Genomic DNA, 14,373 nt, shown 5'->3' on the forward strand with positions numbered 1-14,373 from the left:
GCGTATCCGGCGGGCGAGGCCACATAGGGGCAGAATCGGACCCGTGCGATATGTGATCATCGGAGCGGGCGCGGTCGGCGGCACCATCGGCGTACTCCTGGCCGACGCCGGCCACGACGTGACGCTCGTGGCCCGCGGCGCGCATCTGGACGCGCTGCGGGAGCGGGGTCTGACGCTGCGCACGCCGGAGCGGGAGGTCACCGGCCGGCTGCCGGCGGTGGCCGGGCCGGACGGCCCGCCCCTGCCGGCCGACACCGTGCTGGTGCTCACCGTGAAGTCGCAGGACACCGTGGCGGCGCTGACGGCGTGGGCGGACGCGCCGGTCGAGGGCGGCGGAACGGCGGGCGAACGGCTGCCGGTCGTGCTGGCCCAGAACGGCGTGGCGAACGAGCCGGCCGCGCTGCGGCGCTTCGCCCGCGTACACCCGGTGTGCGTGTGGCTGCCCGCCACCCACCTGGAACCGGGCCTGGTGGTCGCCAACGGGCATCCGCACCCGGGCATGCTGCACATCGGCCGCTACCCGAGCGGCGCCGACGACACCAGCCGGGCGGTCGCCGCCGACCTGACCTCCGCCGGGTTCGTCGCGCCGGTGCGCGACGACGTGATGCGCTGGAAGTACGGCAAGCTGCTCGCCAACCTCGGCAACGGCCTCCAGGCGCTGCTCGGCCGGGACGTGCCCGAAGCCCTGTCGAAGCGGGTACGCGCCGAGGGCGAGGCGGCGCTCGCCGCCGCCGGCATCGCGCACACCACAGTCGAGGAGGAGGCCGCCGAGCGCGGTGACCTGGTGTCGCACCGGCCCGTCGGCGGCGAGGAGCGCTCCGGCGGTTCCACCTGGCAGAGCCTGGCCCGGGGCGCGGGCTCGGTCGAGACCGACCACCTCAACGGCGAGATCGTGCTGCTCGGGCGCCTGCACGGCGTACCCACCCCGGCCAACGCGGTGGTGCAGACCGCCGTCCGCCGGGCCGTCCGCGACCGGATCCCGGCCGGCGGCTTCCCGCTCGGCGAACTCGAGAAAATGATCGGCTGAGCGGGCAACCGCACCAGGCACGCCAGGCGTGTCCCCTGCGACCGTCACTCGGGAGGTAGCAGGTGCCGGACGTCGACGGATTCGACGAGTTCTACCGGGGCAGCCGACAGCGGCTGCTCGGCTTCGTCTACGTGCTCACCGGCGACCTCGCCGAGGCGCAGGACGCCGTGCAGGAGGCGTACATCCGGGCCTGGCAGCGGTGGTCCACAGTGCGCGGATACGACGACCCGGAGGCATGGGTGCGGGTGGTGGCGAGCCGGATCGCGGTGAGCCGCTGGCGCAGCCTGCGCAGCCGGGCGCGCGCCTATCTGCGCCATGGCGCCGAGGAGAGCATGCCGGCGCCGAGCACCGACACGGTCGAGGTGGTGGCCGCGTTGCGGCGGCTGCCCGAGGAACAACGCGTCGCTCTCGCGCTGTACTACCTGCTCGGCATGCCGGTCGCCGAGGTGGCCCGGGAGACCGATGCCCCGGTCGGCACCGTCAAGGCCCGGCTGTCCCGGGGCCGAGCCGCCCTGGCCGAACTGCTCGCGGTAGTGGATCTGGAGGAGCCCGCCGATGCGTGACGACGACCTGGCGTTCATCGACGTGATGCAGCGGGACCTGCGCAACGTCCGCTGGGCGGAACCGGCCGAGCTGCGGGCACGTGCCCGGCGCCGCAGCCGCCGCACGGTGGCCGCCGCGGCGGTGGCGGTGCTCGCACTCACCTCCGGGGCCGCGTTCGTGGCCTCCGGGCGTGCCGCCTCACCGGCGCGGGCCCCGGTCGCCGCCAATCCGTCGGCGACACCGTGGAGCGCCACGGAGGTGCCCGCCGAGGCGCTGCTGCAACCGTCCGACGTGCGGCCGGCCGGCACCACGCCGTGGAACGACTCCGGCCTCGACGAGGAGATCCAGCTGGACAAGATGCTGGAGGTCTGCCGGCAGGAGCAGGGCCTGCGGACGGAGTGGGTGAAGTCCCGCTACTCGCGGTCGGTGACCCTCCTGCGTAAGCGGCCGGGCGCCGGTGACCAGTCGGCCCCGCAGGCGGTGGTCCTGCAGGATGTGCACCGGCTGGCGCCGCAGGACGGCGAGCGGCTCTTCGACGAGCTGCCCGCGCTGCTCGCGCCCTGCCGCACGTGGCGGTTCACCGGTCCGGTGGAGTTGAAGGGCAAGCGGGTCCAGGCGGAGGTCGTCCACTCCTGGCAGACGGTCGACAGCGGCTTCGCCGGCGACGAGTCGGTGCTCGTGCGGCACGCCGTCGGGCAGGGCCGGCGGCTGGACACCGGGGCGCGGCTCGGTGACGGGACCCCGCCGAAGGAGCAGGTGGTGGTGCGGGTCGGTGACCTCGTCACGGTGCTGAGCACCGGACCGGGCGGCGACGAGGTGACACTGCGGGACCTGGCCCGGGTCGCGGCCGAGCGGCTGTGCCGCGCCACGAACCCGGGCTGCTGACGCCGGTGCCCCCGCCACCGAGGCGGCGGGGGCACCCGACGTACTACAGCGGGATGTTGCCGTGCTTCTTCGGCGGCAGCGTCTCGCGCTTGGTCCGCAGCACCCGCAGCGCCCGCACGATCTGCACGCGCGTCTCGTGCGGCGGGATCACGCCGTCCACGTAGCCGCGCTCGGCGGCGATGTACGGGTTGGCGAGCGTGTCCTCGTACTCGGCGATCTTCTCGGCCCGGACCGCGGCCGGGTCCTCGGCGTTCGCCAGCTCCGAGCGGTAGAGGATGTTCACCGCGCCCTGCGCGCCCATCACCGCGATCTGTGCGGTCGGCCAGGCGAAGTTCAGGTCCGCGCCGAGGTGCTTGGAGCCCATCACGTCGTACGCGCCGCCGTACGCCTTGCGGGTGATGACTGTGACCTTCGGGACGGTGGCCTCGGCGTACGCGTAGATGAGCTTCGCGCCGCGCCGGATGATACCGTCCCACTCCTGGCCGGTGCCGGGCAGGAAGCCGGGCACGTCCACGAAGGTGAGCACCGGGATGTTGAACGCGTCGCAGGTGCGTACGAACCGGGCCGCCTTCTCCGACGCGGCGATGTCGAGTGTGCCGGCGAACTGCATCGGCTGGTTCGCCACCACGCCCACCGGGCGCCCCTCGACGCGACCGAAACCGACCACCATGTTCTGCGCGTACAGCGGCTGCACCTCGAGGAACTCTCCGTCGTCGAGCACGTGCTCGATGACCCGGTGCATGTCGTACGGCTGGTTGGCCGAGTCCGGGATCAGCGTGTCCAGCTCCCGGTCCTCATCCGTGACGTCGAGGATCGCGGGCGCGTCGAACACCGGCGGCTCGTCCAGGTTGTTCGACGGCAGGTACGACAGCAGCGCCTTGACGTACTCGATCGCGTCCTCCTCGTCGGTGCCGAGGTAGTGCGCGTTGCCGCTGCGGGTGTTGTGGGTACGGGCGCCGCCCAGCTCCTCCATGCCGACGTCCTCGCCGGTGACCGTCTTGATCACGTCGGGGCCGGTGATGAACATGTGCGAGGTCTGGTCGACCATGACGGTGAAGTCGGTGACCGCCGGGGAGTAGACGGCGCCGCCCGCGCACGGGCCCATGATCAGCGAGATCTGCGGGATGACGCCGCTGGCCCGCACGTTGCGGAAGAAGATCTCGCCGTAGAGCCCGAGGGACGTGACGCCCTCCTGGATCCGCGCGCCGCCGGAGTCGTTGATGCCGACGACCGGGCACCCGATCTTCATGGCGAGGTCCATCAGCTTGACGATCTTCTCGCCGAAGACCTCGCCGAGGGAGCCGCCGAAGACGGTGAAGTCCTGCGAGAAGACGCAGACCTGCCGGCCGTCCACGGTGCCGTAGCCGGTCACCACGCCGTCCCCGTACGGGCGGGTCTTCTCCAGCCCGAAGTTGGTCGAGCGGTGCCGGGCGAACTCGTCCAGCTCGACGAACGATCCCTCGTCGAGGAGCATCTCGATCCGCTCGCGGGCGGTCTTCTTGCCCCGCGCGTGCTGCTTCTCGACCGCGCGTGCCGACCCGGCGTGCACCGCCTCGTCGAGCCGTCGCTCCAGGTCCGCCAGCTTGCCGGCGGTCGTGTGGATGTTGAACCCGGTCTCGGTAGTCACCCGTGGAATATAACGATGGTTCAGGTGTCTGAGGCTGTGCAGTACGCCTCATCCGGGCCGTAGGCTGGCGTGATGCCCGGCTCGCCGTACACGGATCTGGACCGACCGCCGCTCTCCGCGGCCCGGCTGCGGCGCGCGCTGGTCGCGCCGAACGGGCCCTGGCGACGCTTGGAGTTGCTGGCCGAGACCGGCTCGACGAACGCCGACACGGTGGCCGCGGCGCGGGGCGGCGAGCCGGAGGGCCTGGTGGTGGTCGCCGAGCGGCAGACCTCCGGCCGGGGCCGTCGGGGCCGTGTCTGGCAGTCGCCGCCGCGCGCCGGTCTCGCCACGAGCGTGCTGCTGCGGCCCGGCGAGGCGGTCCCCGAGCGCGGCTGGGCGCCGGTGCCGGTCACCGGGTACGGGTGGCTGCCGCTGCTCGCCGGTGTCGCGCTGGTCGAGGCGGTACGCCTGCTGGCCGAGCTGGACGCGCGGCTGAAGTGGCCCAACGACCTGCTGGTGGACGGCGCGAAGTGCGCCGGCGTGCTGGCCGAGGCGGTGCCGGGGGAGAACGACAGGCCGCCCGCGATCGTGGTCGGTGTGGGGCTGAACGTGACGCTGCGCGCCGACGAGCTGCCGGAGAACCCGACCGGGCTGCCCGCCACCTCGCTCCAGCTCGCCGGCGCCACCGCCACCGACCGGGATCCGCTGCTGCGGGCGCTGCTGCGCTCGCTCGCCGACTGGTACGAGCGCTGGCGTGACGCCGGAGGTGATGCGGAGGCCAGTGGGCTGCGCGAGGCGTACCTGGCCGGGTGCGCCACCATCGGTCGCCAGGTGCGGGTGTTGCTGCCCGACGGCAGCGAGGCGCACGGCACCGCGACCGGGGTGGACGCCGACGGGCAGCTCCTGGTGGAGACGAATGCCGAGACGCTGCGGCTGGCCGCGGGAGACGTGCTGCACCTGCGGTGAAAGGAAGGGCCCCCTCTTAACAACCACGGGCAGCCGCCCGCGCGGCCGATGCCGACGGGATGCGCCGACCGGTTACGGTCAGCGCGTCCTGTTCTGCGAGGAGGTTCCCCCGTGGCGTTCCCCGAAGACGTGCTCACCGAGGACGAGCACGTCGTGTTGCACCTGCACCCGCACTGGAAGGCCCTGATCCGGCCGGTCCTGGTGCTCGTGCTCGCCGTCGCGGCGGTCGTCGCCGGCTGGATTCTGCTGCCCGACGGCAGCGGCGGCACCATCGCGCTCTACGCCCTCGCGGTGGTCGCCCTGGCGCTGGTGCTGTGGCTGGCTCTGTGGCCGTTCCTGGTCTGGCGCACCACGCACTACCTGTTCACAAACGAGCGCGTGCTGCTCCAGCAGGGGGTGCTGTCGCGCAACCGGCGGGACCTGCCGTTGACCCGGATCAACGACCACGCCATGAACCAGCGCTTCGTGGAGCGGCTGCTCGGCTGCGGCACGCTGACCATCGAGTCGGCGGGTGAGCGCGGCCAGTCGGTGCTGCACGACGTGCCGGGCGTGGACCGGGTGCAGACGAAGCTGTACGAGCTGGTCGAGGCGCACCACGACAAGCACAGCCTGGGCGACGACGAGATGCGCGAGATCCTCGCCGACATGGCCGAGGGCAAGTCCCTGCGCGACCAGCCCTGACCGCGCCGCCGACCGAAGAGGGCCGGCACCCCCGGAAGCGGAGGTGCCGGCCCTCTTCGTCGGTCAGCGGCGCGCGCGGCGGGGCTGGAGTTCGGCGGCGAATTCGGCGTCCAGGTCGGCGCCGAGCGCGCCCCCGAGCCCGGCGTCAGCAGGTGCCGGACGGCCCCGGGGCGGCGCGTAGTCGGGTCGCCCGGCGCCCGGGGGAGGTTCCTCCTCCTCCAGCTCGCTCACCGACTCGGCCAGCTCGGCCACCGGGTCCATCTCGGCGACGTTGTCCCACTCGTCACGCGGCACCGAGTGCCAGGTCTCCTCGGCGTGCTTGGGCACCGGCTGGAAGACGAACGTGCGGTAGGACCAGAAGCGGAACAGCGTCGCCAGCAGGACACCGATGGTCTTGGCGACGTTCAGCGCCAGCAGTCCGTGTACGCCGAGGCCGTACTTGGCCAGGGCCAGGACGCCGAGTTCGATGACCAGGCCGGCGCCGTTGAAAAGGAAGAACAGGACGTATTCCCGCCGGAGTGCCGATTTCGGCCGATCCCGGTACGTCCAGTGACGATTCATCAGATACGACGTGATCGTGGCGACAATCGTCGCGATCACGGTCGCTTTCAGCTGACCGTCGCGGAAAACCGTGAGTGCCAGGGCATTGAACACCGCGTAATTGATGACGGTGTTGATGCCGCCGACGATGCCGAATTTGAGCGCCTCGTGGATGAACTTCTGCCAGCGCTCGGGCAGCAGACGGACTCCAGGCATGCGGAACACCTTAGGCAGTGGGCTGGGCCGGCTCGGCCCGGCGGGTCGGGATGGGCGGTTCGTCACGCCCCGGACTCTCGGTCGTGGCTCGTTGCCGGAACGGGTGGTGTTCCCGCGTCGACGAAGACGAACCGTCGGTACGACCAGAACCGGAAGAGCGTCCCGAGGCCGGTGCCGACGATGAAGCTGGCGATGTTGTCGGCCAGTGGGGTCTGGAACACCGCCGGCCAGACCGCGCCCAGCCCGTAGTGGCTGACCGCGAGACTTGCCACCGCGATACCGAGACCGACCGCGTTGAAGAAGAAGAACAGCGCGTACTCCCGGGCCGGGTTGGAGCGCTGCCGGTGCCGCCAGGTCCAGAACCGGTTGCCGAGGAAGGCGACGGTCGCGGCGATCACCGTGGAGATGGTCTTCGCGGCGAGCGGCGGCATGTCACGGCCACTGGACAGGAAGTTGAAGAGGACGAAGTCGACCACGAAGGCGAAGCCGCCGACGGTGGCGAACTTGCTCAACTCGTGGATCAGGTGACCGAAACGGTCGAGTAGTGCTCCGATCGGACCCCGACGGGTCTGCGGAGCCCCCGGTTGGTCCCCGGTCATCGTCGCGGCCACCCGCCGAGAGTACCGGTTGTGGGGTACACGGGCGGACCGCAACGGCGAGTCGGCCACGACGGCTTCGTCGTGGCCCTCGCGGCCGGGCCGCCCGGGTCGGGGATCTGTCGCCCGTTCTCGATGTCCGTGAGCAGAGGGTAACCCGCTGTGTGAATCTGTGGAGCCCATCACGGAATCGTCTTTCACGACATGTTCGTACGCTTCCCCGCGATCGGGCGTCGCGGTCACTCCGGGGACGGAGCGGGCCGTCGAAGGTTCACCGCAGGATTTGCGTGAAACTGCGCGCGAAAGCGGGTATCAGATCGTGAAGCCGCAGCGTGGCCGTACCTTGTGCAGTTCTTCACAACCAGTCCCACTGACTGGCGAGGCAGTCCGGTTTACGCTGAGCCCAATCCCAGGTTTCCACGAGGCGGCGTACTTGCCCGCCAGAACTCGTGCACCCCATAGATCGGTCAGCGTCGACCACAAGGAGAAGTGACATGGTTGCTCCGGCTGCTGTTCGGGGTATCGATCAGGCCCCGACGTCCCACCCCAAGCTGCTGGCCTGGGTACGTGAGGTCGCGGAACTGACCACCCCCGACCGCGTGGTCTGGGTGGACGGGTCTGATGAGGAGTGGCGCCGCCTCACCGACGAGCTCGTCTCAAACGGCACCCTCATCCGGCTGAATCCCGAGAAGAAGCCCAACTCGTTCTACGCGCGTACCGACCCCACGGACGTCGCCCGGGTGGAGGAGCGCACCTTCATCTGCTCCGTCGACGAGGCGGACGCCGGCCCCACCAACAACTGGATGGCGCCGGCCGAGATGAAGCGGACGATGACGGAGCTGTACCGCGGCAGCATGCGCGGGCGCACCATGTACGTCATCCCGTTCTGCATGGGTCCGATCGAGGCCGAGAACCCCATGTTCGGCGTCGAGATCACCGACAGCCCGTACGTGGTCGCCTCCATGCGGATCATGACCCGGATGGGGTCGGCGATCCTGGAGGCGATGGGCGACGACGCCGACTTCGTGCACGCGCTGCACTCGATCGGCGCGCCGCTCGCCCCGGGTCAGCAGGACGTGGCCTGGCCGTGCAACGAGACGAAGTACATCTCGCACTTCCCGGAGACCCGGGAGATCTGGTCCTTCGGCTCCGGCTACGGCGGCAACTCGCTGCTGGGCAAGAAGTGCTACTCGCTGCGTATCGCCAGCGTGATGGGGCGCGACGAGGGCTGGCTGGCCGAGCACATGCTGATCCTCAAGATCACCTCGCCGGAGGGCAAGGTCTACCACATCGCCGGCGCCTTCCCGTCCGCCTGTGGCAAGACCAACCTCGCCATGCTGGAGCCGACCATCCCGGGCTGGAAGGTCGAGACCATCGGCGACGACATCGCCTGGATGCGGTTCGGCCAGGACGGCCGCCTCTACGCGATCAACCCGGAGTACGGCCTGTTCGGTGTCGCCCCTGGCACCGACTGGAAGACCAACGCCAACGCCATGCGGACGCTGGACCGCGGCAACTCCATCTTCACCAACGTGGCGCTGACCGACGACGGCGACATCTGGTGGGAGGGCATGGGTGAGCCGCCGGCGCACCTGATCGACTGGAAGGGCAACGACTGGACGCCGGAGAGCGAGAACCTCTCCTCGCACGCGAACAGCCGCTTCTGCACCCCGATCACCCAGTGCCCGATCCTGGCCGACGACTACTACGACCCGAACGGCGTGCCGATCGACGCGATCCTGTTCGGCGGCCGTCGGCGGGACACCATCCCGCTGGTCACCGAGGCCCGCGACTGGGTGCACGGCGTCTACATGGGCGCCACGCTCTCCTCGGAGACCACCGCCGCCGCCTCCGGCGCGGTCGGCGTGGTGCGTCGTGACCCGATGGCCATGCTGCCGTTCATCGGTTACAACGCCGGCGACTACTTCCGGCACTGGATCGAGATGGGCAAGGGCGCGGACGGCGACGAGGCCAAGCTGCCCAAGATCTACTACGTCAACTGGTTCCGCAAGGACGCCGAGGGCAACTTCCTCTGGCCGGGCTTCGGCGAGAACTCCCGCGTGCTCAAGTGGGTCATCGAGCGGTTGGAGGGCCGGGCCGAGGCGGTGGAGACGCCGATCGGCATGGTCCCGGCGCAGGACGCGCTCGACGTCGAGGGTCTGGACATGACCCCGGAGGACGTCCGGATCGCGCTGAAGGTCGACGCGGACGAGTGGCGCAACGAGCTGCCGCTGGTCACCGAGTGGTTCGAGAAGTTCGGGGACAAGCTCCCCGGCGTGCTCTGGGCCGAGCTGGACGCGCTGCGCGCCCGCCTCGACGCGGAGCCGCAGAAGTAACAGGTGTGCCTGTTGCCCGCGCCGGGCAACATCGGATGCCATGAGGACGGCCGCTGAACCTGTCGAGGTCCGGCGGCCGTCCGCCGTCCGGGCGCTGACCACGCTGCTCGCCGTGACCGCGGCGGCCACCGTCGTGGTCGAGCTGCTCAACTACTGGTACGCCCCGGAGCAGGAGTTCGGTCTGGCCGTACGCACCGGCTGGGCGATGCTCCGATCGCTCGGCTTCCTGCTGCTGATCGGGCAGGTGAACAAGGGCCGGGTGGGCGCCCGGCCGTTCGGGCTGATCCTGGCGGTGACCACGATCTTCGCGGTCGGGCGGCTGATCGTGCCCCGGCAGGGGGTGCCCGCGCTGCCCGGCCTGATCGGATTCGCCGTGCTCACCGCGCTCTGCGTCGCCGTGGTGGTGCTGCTCTACCGTTCCGAGGCGATCCGCGCGCACCTGGTCCGGCACCGCAAGGGCCTGGTCGTCGAGGGCGGGACGATCGCCTGGCGGGAGATGACGCCGAAGCGTCCGCAGGCGAACGGCTGGCTGCTCACCGCCCGGGTCGCGGCGTTCACCTACAGCCCGCTGATGCTGGTGCCGGCGCTGGTGGCGACCGGTGCCGTGCTGGACGGGCGGCTGGCCGCCGTACCGGCATTGATCTTCTGGTTCGGCGCCGGCATCGCGGTCAGCTACGCCGTCCTGTTCTGCACCGCGTTCCTGCTGCGCGACAAGGCGTGGGCGCGGAAGGGCCTGGTGGCCGTCACCCTCGGCGTCCTCGCGATCGACCTGCCCCTGTGCTGGTGGCTGCTCGGCGCCGACGGCCTGATCCGAGACGGCGCCCCCCTGGTCACGGCGGCAGCCCTCTGCGGCTGGTCGCTGTACCGGGCCACCCGGTCCCGTTGATGCCCGGGGTGGGGGCCGGCGGGGGAGGATGAGGGGGTGTGGGACGTCGTGGTGGTGGGGGCGGGGCCGGCGGGAGCGGCCGCCGCGCTCGGCGCACGACGGGCCGGGGCGGCGCGGGTGCTGCTGCTGGACCGGTCCGACTTCCCTCGCGACAAGGCGTGCGGGGACGGCATCGCCGCGCACGCGCTGGACGTCCTCGACGAGCTGGGCGTGACCGGGGCCGTCGACGGCTACCCGCCCCTGCCCGCGCTGCGCCTGGTCGCACCCGGTGGCGGCACCGTCGCCCGGACGCTGCCCCGGCCCGCGTACACGGTGCCCCGCCAGGTGTTCGACGCACGCCTGGTGGCGGCGGCGGTGGCGGCCGGCGCGGAGTTGCGGCGGCACACCGTACGCCGGGTGGAGATCGCTCCCGACCGGGTGGTGCTCGACGGTGAGCTGTCCGCGCGGGCGCTGGTCGGCGCGGACGGCGCCGGTTCGGTGGTCCGGCGCGCGCTCGGGCACCCGGTCAACCCGGACCGGCACCTGGCGCTCGCCATCCGGGGCTACGCGCCGGCCCCGCCCGGGCCGCCCGAACAGCTCATCGTCACCTCGGCGGCGCGCTGGCCCGCGTACGCCTGGGTCTTTCCGATCGGTGACGGTCGCGCGAACGTCGGGTACGGGGAGGTGCTGCGCGGCGAGCCGCTCAGCCGCGCGCACCTGCTGGACCGGATGGCCGCGCTGCTGCCCGGAGTCGACCCGGCCACGGTGACCGGCCTGCGCGCGCACCATCTGCCGCTGTCCACCCACCGGCCGGCGCCCGGGCGGGGCCGGGTGGTGCTGGCCGGGGACGCGCTGTCGCTGATCAACCCGTTCACCGGCGAGGGCATCTTCTACGCGCTGCGCTCGGGGGCGCTGGCCGGCGCGGCGGCGGCCGGCAGTCCGGCCGAGGCCGCCCGGGGGTACGCCGCCGCGCTGGGCGCCCGGCTCGGCACCCACCTGCGGCACAGCTCGGCGGCGGCCTGGCTGGCGCGTCGGCGCTGGGTGGTCGACGCGGTGGTCGGCGCGGCCGGGCGCGACGAGCGGGTCTACCGCACCGTGGTGGAGCTGGGGCTCGGCGACGGGCGGCTGGACGCCCGCACGCTCGCGGCGATCGCCGCTGACGTGCCGCGACCGCGCCGGACCGGCTCGCCGTCGGCTGATACGCCACCGAGACACTGATCTTTCTCACGGGTCGCTACCCTGCAAGGTGATGACTCTGCGGAAACTCCTCTACTCCGTGTACGAGCGCCGGCTGACGGCGAAGCTCGCGGGCAAGCCCGTACCCGCGCATGTCGGCGTGATGTGCGACGGCAACCGCAGATGGGCCCGGGAGATGGGCTTCGTCGACCCGAACGACGGCCACCGGATGGGCGCCGAGCGGATCAAGGAGCTGCTCCGCTGGTGCGACGCGGCCGGTGTCGGGCACGTCACGCTGTGGCTGCTCTCCACCGACAACCTCTCCCGCCCGGCCGCCGAGCTGGACCCACTGCTCCAGATCATCGAGGACCTCACCACCGAGCTGGCCGAGGAGGGCAACCCCTGGCGGCTGCGGATGGTCGGCGCGCTCGACGTGTTGCCGGCGCAGCACGCCGCCGCACTCAAGGCCGCCGAGGAACGCACCCGGGACCGCGACGGCGGGGCTCAGGTCAACATCGCGGTCGGGTACGGCGGGCGGCGCGAGATCGCCGACGCGGTCCGCTCGCTGCTGGCGGAGCACGCCGCGAACGGCGGCACGCTCGAGGAGCTGGCCACCTCGCTCGACGTCGACCACATCTCCGAGCACCTCTACACCAAGGGGCTGCCGGACCCGGATCTGATCATCCGGACCAGTGGCGAGCAGCGACTCTCCGGTTTCATGCTCTGGCAGAGCGCGCACTCGGAGTTCTACTTCTGCGAGCTGAACTGGCCCGACTTCCGCAAGGTCGACTTCCTGCGTGCCCTGCGCTCCTACGCCACCCGCCAGCGCCGATTCGGCACCTGACCGCCGCCTCCCCGTCGATCTTGCACTTCCGGCCCCGCGTGCGCGGCTTTCGTCCCCGTTTGTCGGGGCGGCAAGTGCAAGATCGACGCGGAAAAGCTGGGTCAGGTCAAGTGGCGCAGGGCGTCGGTGAGGAACTCGGCCAGGGCGGCGGGGGAGTCCAGGGTCAGGTCGGCGGCGTCGGCCACCTCGTGCCCGGTCTCCGGGTTGGCCACGGCGACGCAGACCCCGAGGAAGCCGGGGTCGGCGGCGGCGCGGGCGCGCAGCGCGGCGAACGCCTTGATGTCGGAGACGTCGTCACCGAAGTACCAGGCGCCGCCGGCGTCCCGGACCGTCTCGCCGATCACCATGCCCTTGTCCCGGTCGACGGGGGGCTTGAGTTCCAGCACCATCCGGCCCGGCTGGGCGCGCAGGCCAAGCCGCTCGGCCTGGGCGCGGCCCCACTCCTGCACCAGCTCACCGAGCTGCGGGGCGGTACGCCAGTGCAGCGCGACGGAGAGCCGCTTGTACTCGACCAGCGCGCCCGGCGGCAGCTCGGCGCGGGCCTGCTCGGCCAGCTCGGACATGGTGGGCACCCACGGCAGAGCGGCCGGCTCGGTGACCGTCTCACCGCCGGAGTGGCTGTGCTCCAGGCCGTACAGCCCGTACAGGTCGATTCCGGCGAGGCCGCCGAGGTGGTCGCGGAGGAAGTCCACCGGCCGGGCGGAGACGATGGCGATCCGCCGCACGTGCGGGGCGAGCGCCTCCAGCGCGGTGAGCACGTTGGGCGCGGGCCGGACGGCCGTGGGGTCGTCGTCGACCGGCGCCAACGTGCCGTCGAAGTCGAAGAAGAGAACGACGTCCCGTGCGCGATCGGCGGTCGCACGCCAGGCGTGCTCCGCGTTCAACGGGGTCTTCGGCTGCTGGTTGCCCAGATTCAACGGCGGCACGCGCGTCAGCGTACCCCGCGCCGGGCGGCGTATTCGTGGCCGAGATGTGACGTGGGAATGTCGTGGGGATCAGCGTTCGGCGGCTCCCCGTCCCCGGCGCCCGAACGGCACCACTGCCGCCTCCTGCCCGTGGCTGAGCAGGTAGCCCTCCACGAAGCCGGTGTTGCGGTCGCCGGTGTGCGCCTCGATCTCGTTCAGCCGCGCCACCAGGAACTCGGTGAGCGCGCTGACCCGGTCGTTGAGACGATCGTGCAGTTCGGCGACGACGGCGAGGATCACCGCGGTGCCGGCCGTGGTGAGCGCGAAGAGGTTGACGACCAGGGGAAGCTGCCCGCCGTCCAGTACGCCGACCACCACGTTGCCGGTCACGCACGATGTCAGCGACACCACCGCGACCACGACTGCCAACCATTTCAGGGTCATGGACAGACCCCTCCTTCTGTCCCGCAGGGCTGGGTTCGGCTGTGTCCCGTCCCCCCGCCGATGACGAGCCCCTAGCAGTACAAACGTGGACGCTAGCGGGTCCGATCCGTCCCCGAGGCGAAACGATCGGGTCTGACCTTCCGTTCTTTCGCCATCTGAGGAACTACCCGGCCTGTTTCCCCCTATTTCGGACACCGCCCGGCAGTGTCGGGCGATATGCGAGGTAACGAATGGTTTCTCGAATGTGGAATTTCTCCGCGTCCGACACGGTCGGGTCGACCAGCCGGCGCAGCAGCGCCTCCACGTCCGGGTCCATCGGAGGTGGGGTGGGCGTGGCCCGTGGGCCGGCGGCGCGGTCCCAGCCGAGCGCGGTGAAGGCGGCGGCCGGATCGAGCCCGAGGCCCTCGCAGAAGGCGACCACCCGCTCGGCCTCCGGGTCGCTGGCCCAGTCGCCGCGGACCCAGCGGTTGATGGTCTGGCGGGAGACGCCTGTGCGCCGGGAGACCTCGGTGCCGCTCCAGGCCCGCAGCGCTCGCGCGTCGTCGAGCGCACGTCGGACGAAGGTGGCGAAGGCGATCTTCCGCGCGTTGGCCGTCTCGGTCACCCCGTGACGGTACGGCCAGTCGGTCCCGTCGGGCGGTCTCGGCACGCTGCTGTCACGCTGACGTGACGGTGATCGCGGTTTTCCGGTAAACGATCCAGTGCTGCTCCTGAGGGGTGTCACCTGGGCAGAATAGATGGAC

Annotated in this window: 15 protein-coding genes; 9 read left to right on the top strand and 6 right to left on the bottom strand. The window is 71.5% G+C overall.

Features of this window, described 5'->3' with window-relative positions; translation table 11 throughout:
- Nucleotides 1-43 precede the first annotated feature (43 nt).
- The 3 genes from KBX43_RS32055 to KBX43_RS10410 all read left to right on the top strand — a co-directional run bounded on the left by KBX43_RS32055 (nt 44) and on the right by KBX43_RS10410 (nt 2,455).
- A complete protein-coding gene (locus KBX43_RS32055; RefSeq protein WP_113972041.1) occupies nt 44-1,027 on the top strand; it encodes a ketopantoate reductase family protein in 984 nt (327 codons plus the stop codon).
- Between the two features lie 62 nt (nt 1,028-1,089).
- Nucleotides 1,090-1,590: a SigE family RNA polymerase sigma factor gene (locus KBX43_RS10405; RefSeq protein ID WP_113972040.1), complete on the top strand. Its 501-nt coding sequence runs from the start codon at nt 1,090-1,092 to the stop codon at nt 1,588-1,590.
- Complete coding sequence (locus KBX43_RS10410) at nt 1,583-2,455, top strand: hypothetical protein (protein ID WP_069087138.1); 873 nt, start codon at nt 1,583-1,585, stop codon at nt 2,453-2,455. The genes KBX43_RS10405 and KBX43_RS10410 overlap by 8 nt, the downstream gene beginning before the upstream one ends.
- A 43-nt stretch (nt 2,456-2,498) precedes the next feature.
- On the opposite strand, the gene KBX43_RS10415 is transcribed toward KBX43_RS10410, so the two are convergent.
- Complete coding sequence (locus KBX43_RS10415) at nt 2,499-4,082, bottom strand: acyl-CoA carboxylase subunit beta (RefSeq protein WP_043326650.1); 1,584 nt, start codon at nt 4,080-4,082, stop codon at nt 2,499-2,501.
- Between the two features lie 72 nt (nt 4,083-4,154).
- On the opposite strand from KBX43_RS10415, the gene KBX43_RS10420 reads away from it, so the two are divergent.
- Both KBX43_RS10420 and KBX43_RS10425 read left to right on the top strand, forming a co-directional pair.
- A complete protein-coding gene (locus KBX43_RS10420; RefSeq protein ID WP_043330645.1) occupies nt 4,155-5,027 on the top strand; it encodes a biotin--[acetyl-CoA-carboxylase] ligase in 873 nt (290 codons plus the stop codon).
- Nucleotides 5,028-5,138: 111 nt separating this feature from the next.
- Complete coding sequence (locus KBX43_RS10425; protein WP_043326648.1) at nt 5,139-5,708, top strand: PH domain-containing protein; 570 nt, start codon at nt 5,139-5,141, stop codon at nt 5,706-5,708.
- A 63-nt stretch (nt 5,709-5,771) separates the two neighbouring features.
- Here KBX43_RS10425 and KBX43_RS10430 read toward each other — a convergent pair whose 3' ends face one another.
- On the bottom strand, nt 5,772-6,464 hold the full coding sequence (locus KBX43_RS10430; protein WP_043326646.1) for a GtrA family protein: 693 nt from the start codon (nt 6,462-6,464) through the stop codon (nt 5,772-5,774).
- 62 nt (nt 6,465-6,526) lie between these two features.
- The gene (locus KBX43_RS10435; RefSeq protein ID WP_043330644.1) at nt 6,527-7,063 is read right to left on the bottom strand and encodes a GtrA family protein; all 537 of its coding nucleotides are present in this window, start codon (nt 7,061-7,063) and stop codon (nt 6,527-6,529) included.
- Nucleotides 7,064-7,554: 491 nt separating this feature from the next.
- Between KBX43_RS10435 and KBX43_RS10440 the strand changes: the two genes are divergently transcribed.
- From KBX43_RS10440 to KBX43_RS10455, 4 genes are read left to right on the top strand one after another with little or no spacing between them, the layout of a single operon-like run.
- On the top strand, nt 7,555-9,396 hold the full coding sequence (locus KBX43_RS10440) for a phosphoenolpyruvate carboxykinase (GTP) (RefSeq protein ID WP_113972039.1): 1,842 nt from the start codon (nt 7,555-7,557) through the stop codon (nt 9,394-9,396).
- 40 nt (nt 9,397-9,436) lie between these two features.
- Nucleotides 9,437-10,282: a hypothetical protein gene (locus KBX43_RS10445; protein ID WP_210884202.1), complete on the top strand. Its 846-nt coding sequence runs from the start codon at nt 9,437-9,439 to the stop codon at nt 10,280-10,282.
- Between the two features lie 36 nt (nt 10,283-10,318).
- Nucleotides 10,319-11,479 carry a geranylgeranyl reductase family protein gene (locus tag KBX43_RS10450; RefSeq protein WP_069087135.1) on the top strand — a complete coding sequence of 387 codons (1,161 nt, stop codon included), beginning with the start codon at nt 10,319-10,321 and terminating at the stop codon, nt 11,477-11,479.
- A gap of 31 nt (nt 11,480-11,510) precedes the next feature.
- Nucleotides 11,511-12,281, top strand: a complete 771-nt coding sequence (locus KBX43_RS10455; protein ID WP_043326637.1) for an isoprenyl transferase — start codon at nt 11,511-11,513, stop codon at nt 12,279-12,281.
- 101 nt (nt 12,282-12,382) lie between these two features.
- On the opposite strand, the gene otsB is transcribed toward KBX43_RS10455, so the two are convergent.
- From otsB to KBX43_RS10470, 3 genes are all read right to left on the bottom strand, one after another.
- Nucleotides 12,383-13,207, bottom strand: coding sequence for a trehalose-phosphatase (gene otsB / locus KBX43_RS10460; protein WP_043326635.1), 825 nt, complete (start codon nt 13,205-13,207; stop codon nt 12,383-12,385).
- A gap of 69 nt (nt 13,208-13,276) precedes the next feature.
- Nucleotides 13,277-13,630, bottom strand: a complete 354-nt coding sequence (locus KBX43_RS10465; RefSeq protein ID WP_013284062.1) for a hypothetical protein — start codon at nt 13,628-13,630, stop codon at nt 13,277-13,279.
- A 163-nt stretch (nt 13,631-13,793) separates the two neighbouring features.
- Entirely contained in the window at nt 13,794-14,234 is a 441-nt protein-coding gene (locus KBX43_RS10470; protein ID WP_030501268.1) for a helix-turn-helix transcriptional regulator, read from the bottom strand.
- Nucleotides 14,235-14,373 lie beyond the last annotated feature (139 nt).

The sequence above is a fragment of the Micromonospora sp. C41 genome (genome assembly GCF_018070485.1).
Taxonomy (GTDB): Bacteria; Actinomycetota; Actinomycetes; order Mycobacteriales; family Micromonosporaceae; genus Micromonospora; species Micromonospora chalcea.

What these genes read in the sequence shown, in the direction of transcription:
- KBX43_RS10410 (WP_069087138.1), top strand. Translation starts at nt 1,583, where the DNA reads ATGCGTGACGACGACCTGGCGTTCATCGACGTGATGCAGCGGGACCTG.
- KBX43_RS10440 (WP_113972039.1), top strand. Translation starts at nt 7,555, where the DNA reads ATGGTTGCTCCGGCTGCTGTTCGGGGTATCGATCAGGCCCCGACGTCC.
- KBX43_RS10465 (WP_013284062.1), bottom strand. Translation starts at nt 13,630, where the DNA reads ATGACCCTGAAATGGTTGGCAGTCGTGGTCGCGGTGGTGTCGCTGACA.
- KBX43_RS10445 (WP_210884202.1), top strand. Translation starts at nt 9,437, where the DNA reads ATGAGGACGGCCGCTGAACCTGTCGAGGTCCGGCGGCCGTCCGCCGTC.
- KBX43_RS10435 (WP_043330644.1), bottom strand. Translation starts at nt 7,063, where the DNA reads ATGACCGGGGACCAACCGGGGGCTCCGCAGACCCGTCGGGGTCCGATC.
- KBX43_RS10430 (WP_043326646.1), bottom strand. Translation starts at nt 6,464, where the DNA reads ATGCCTGGAGTCCGTCTGCTGCCCGAGCGCTGGCAGAAGTTCATCCAC.
- KBX43_RS10455 (WP_043326637.1), top strand. Translation starts at nt 11,511, where the DNA reads ATGACTCTGCGGAAACTCCTCTACTCCGTGTACGAGCGCCGGCTGACG.
- KBX43_RS10420 (WP_043330645.1), top strand. Translation starts at nt 4,155, where the DNA reads ATGCCCGGCTCGCCGTACACGGATCTGGACCGACCGCCGCTCTCCGCG.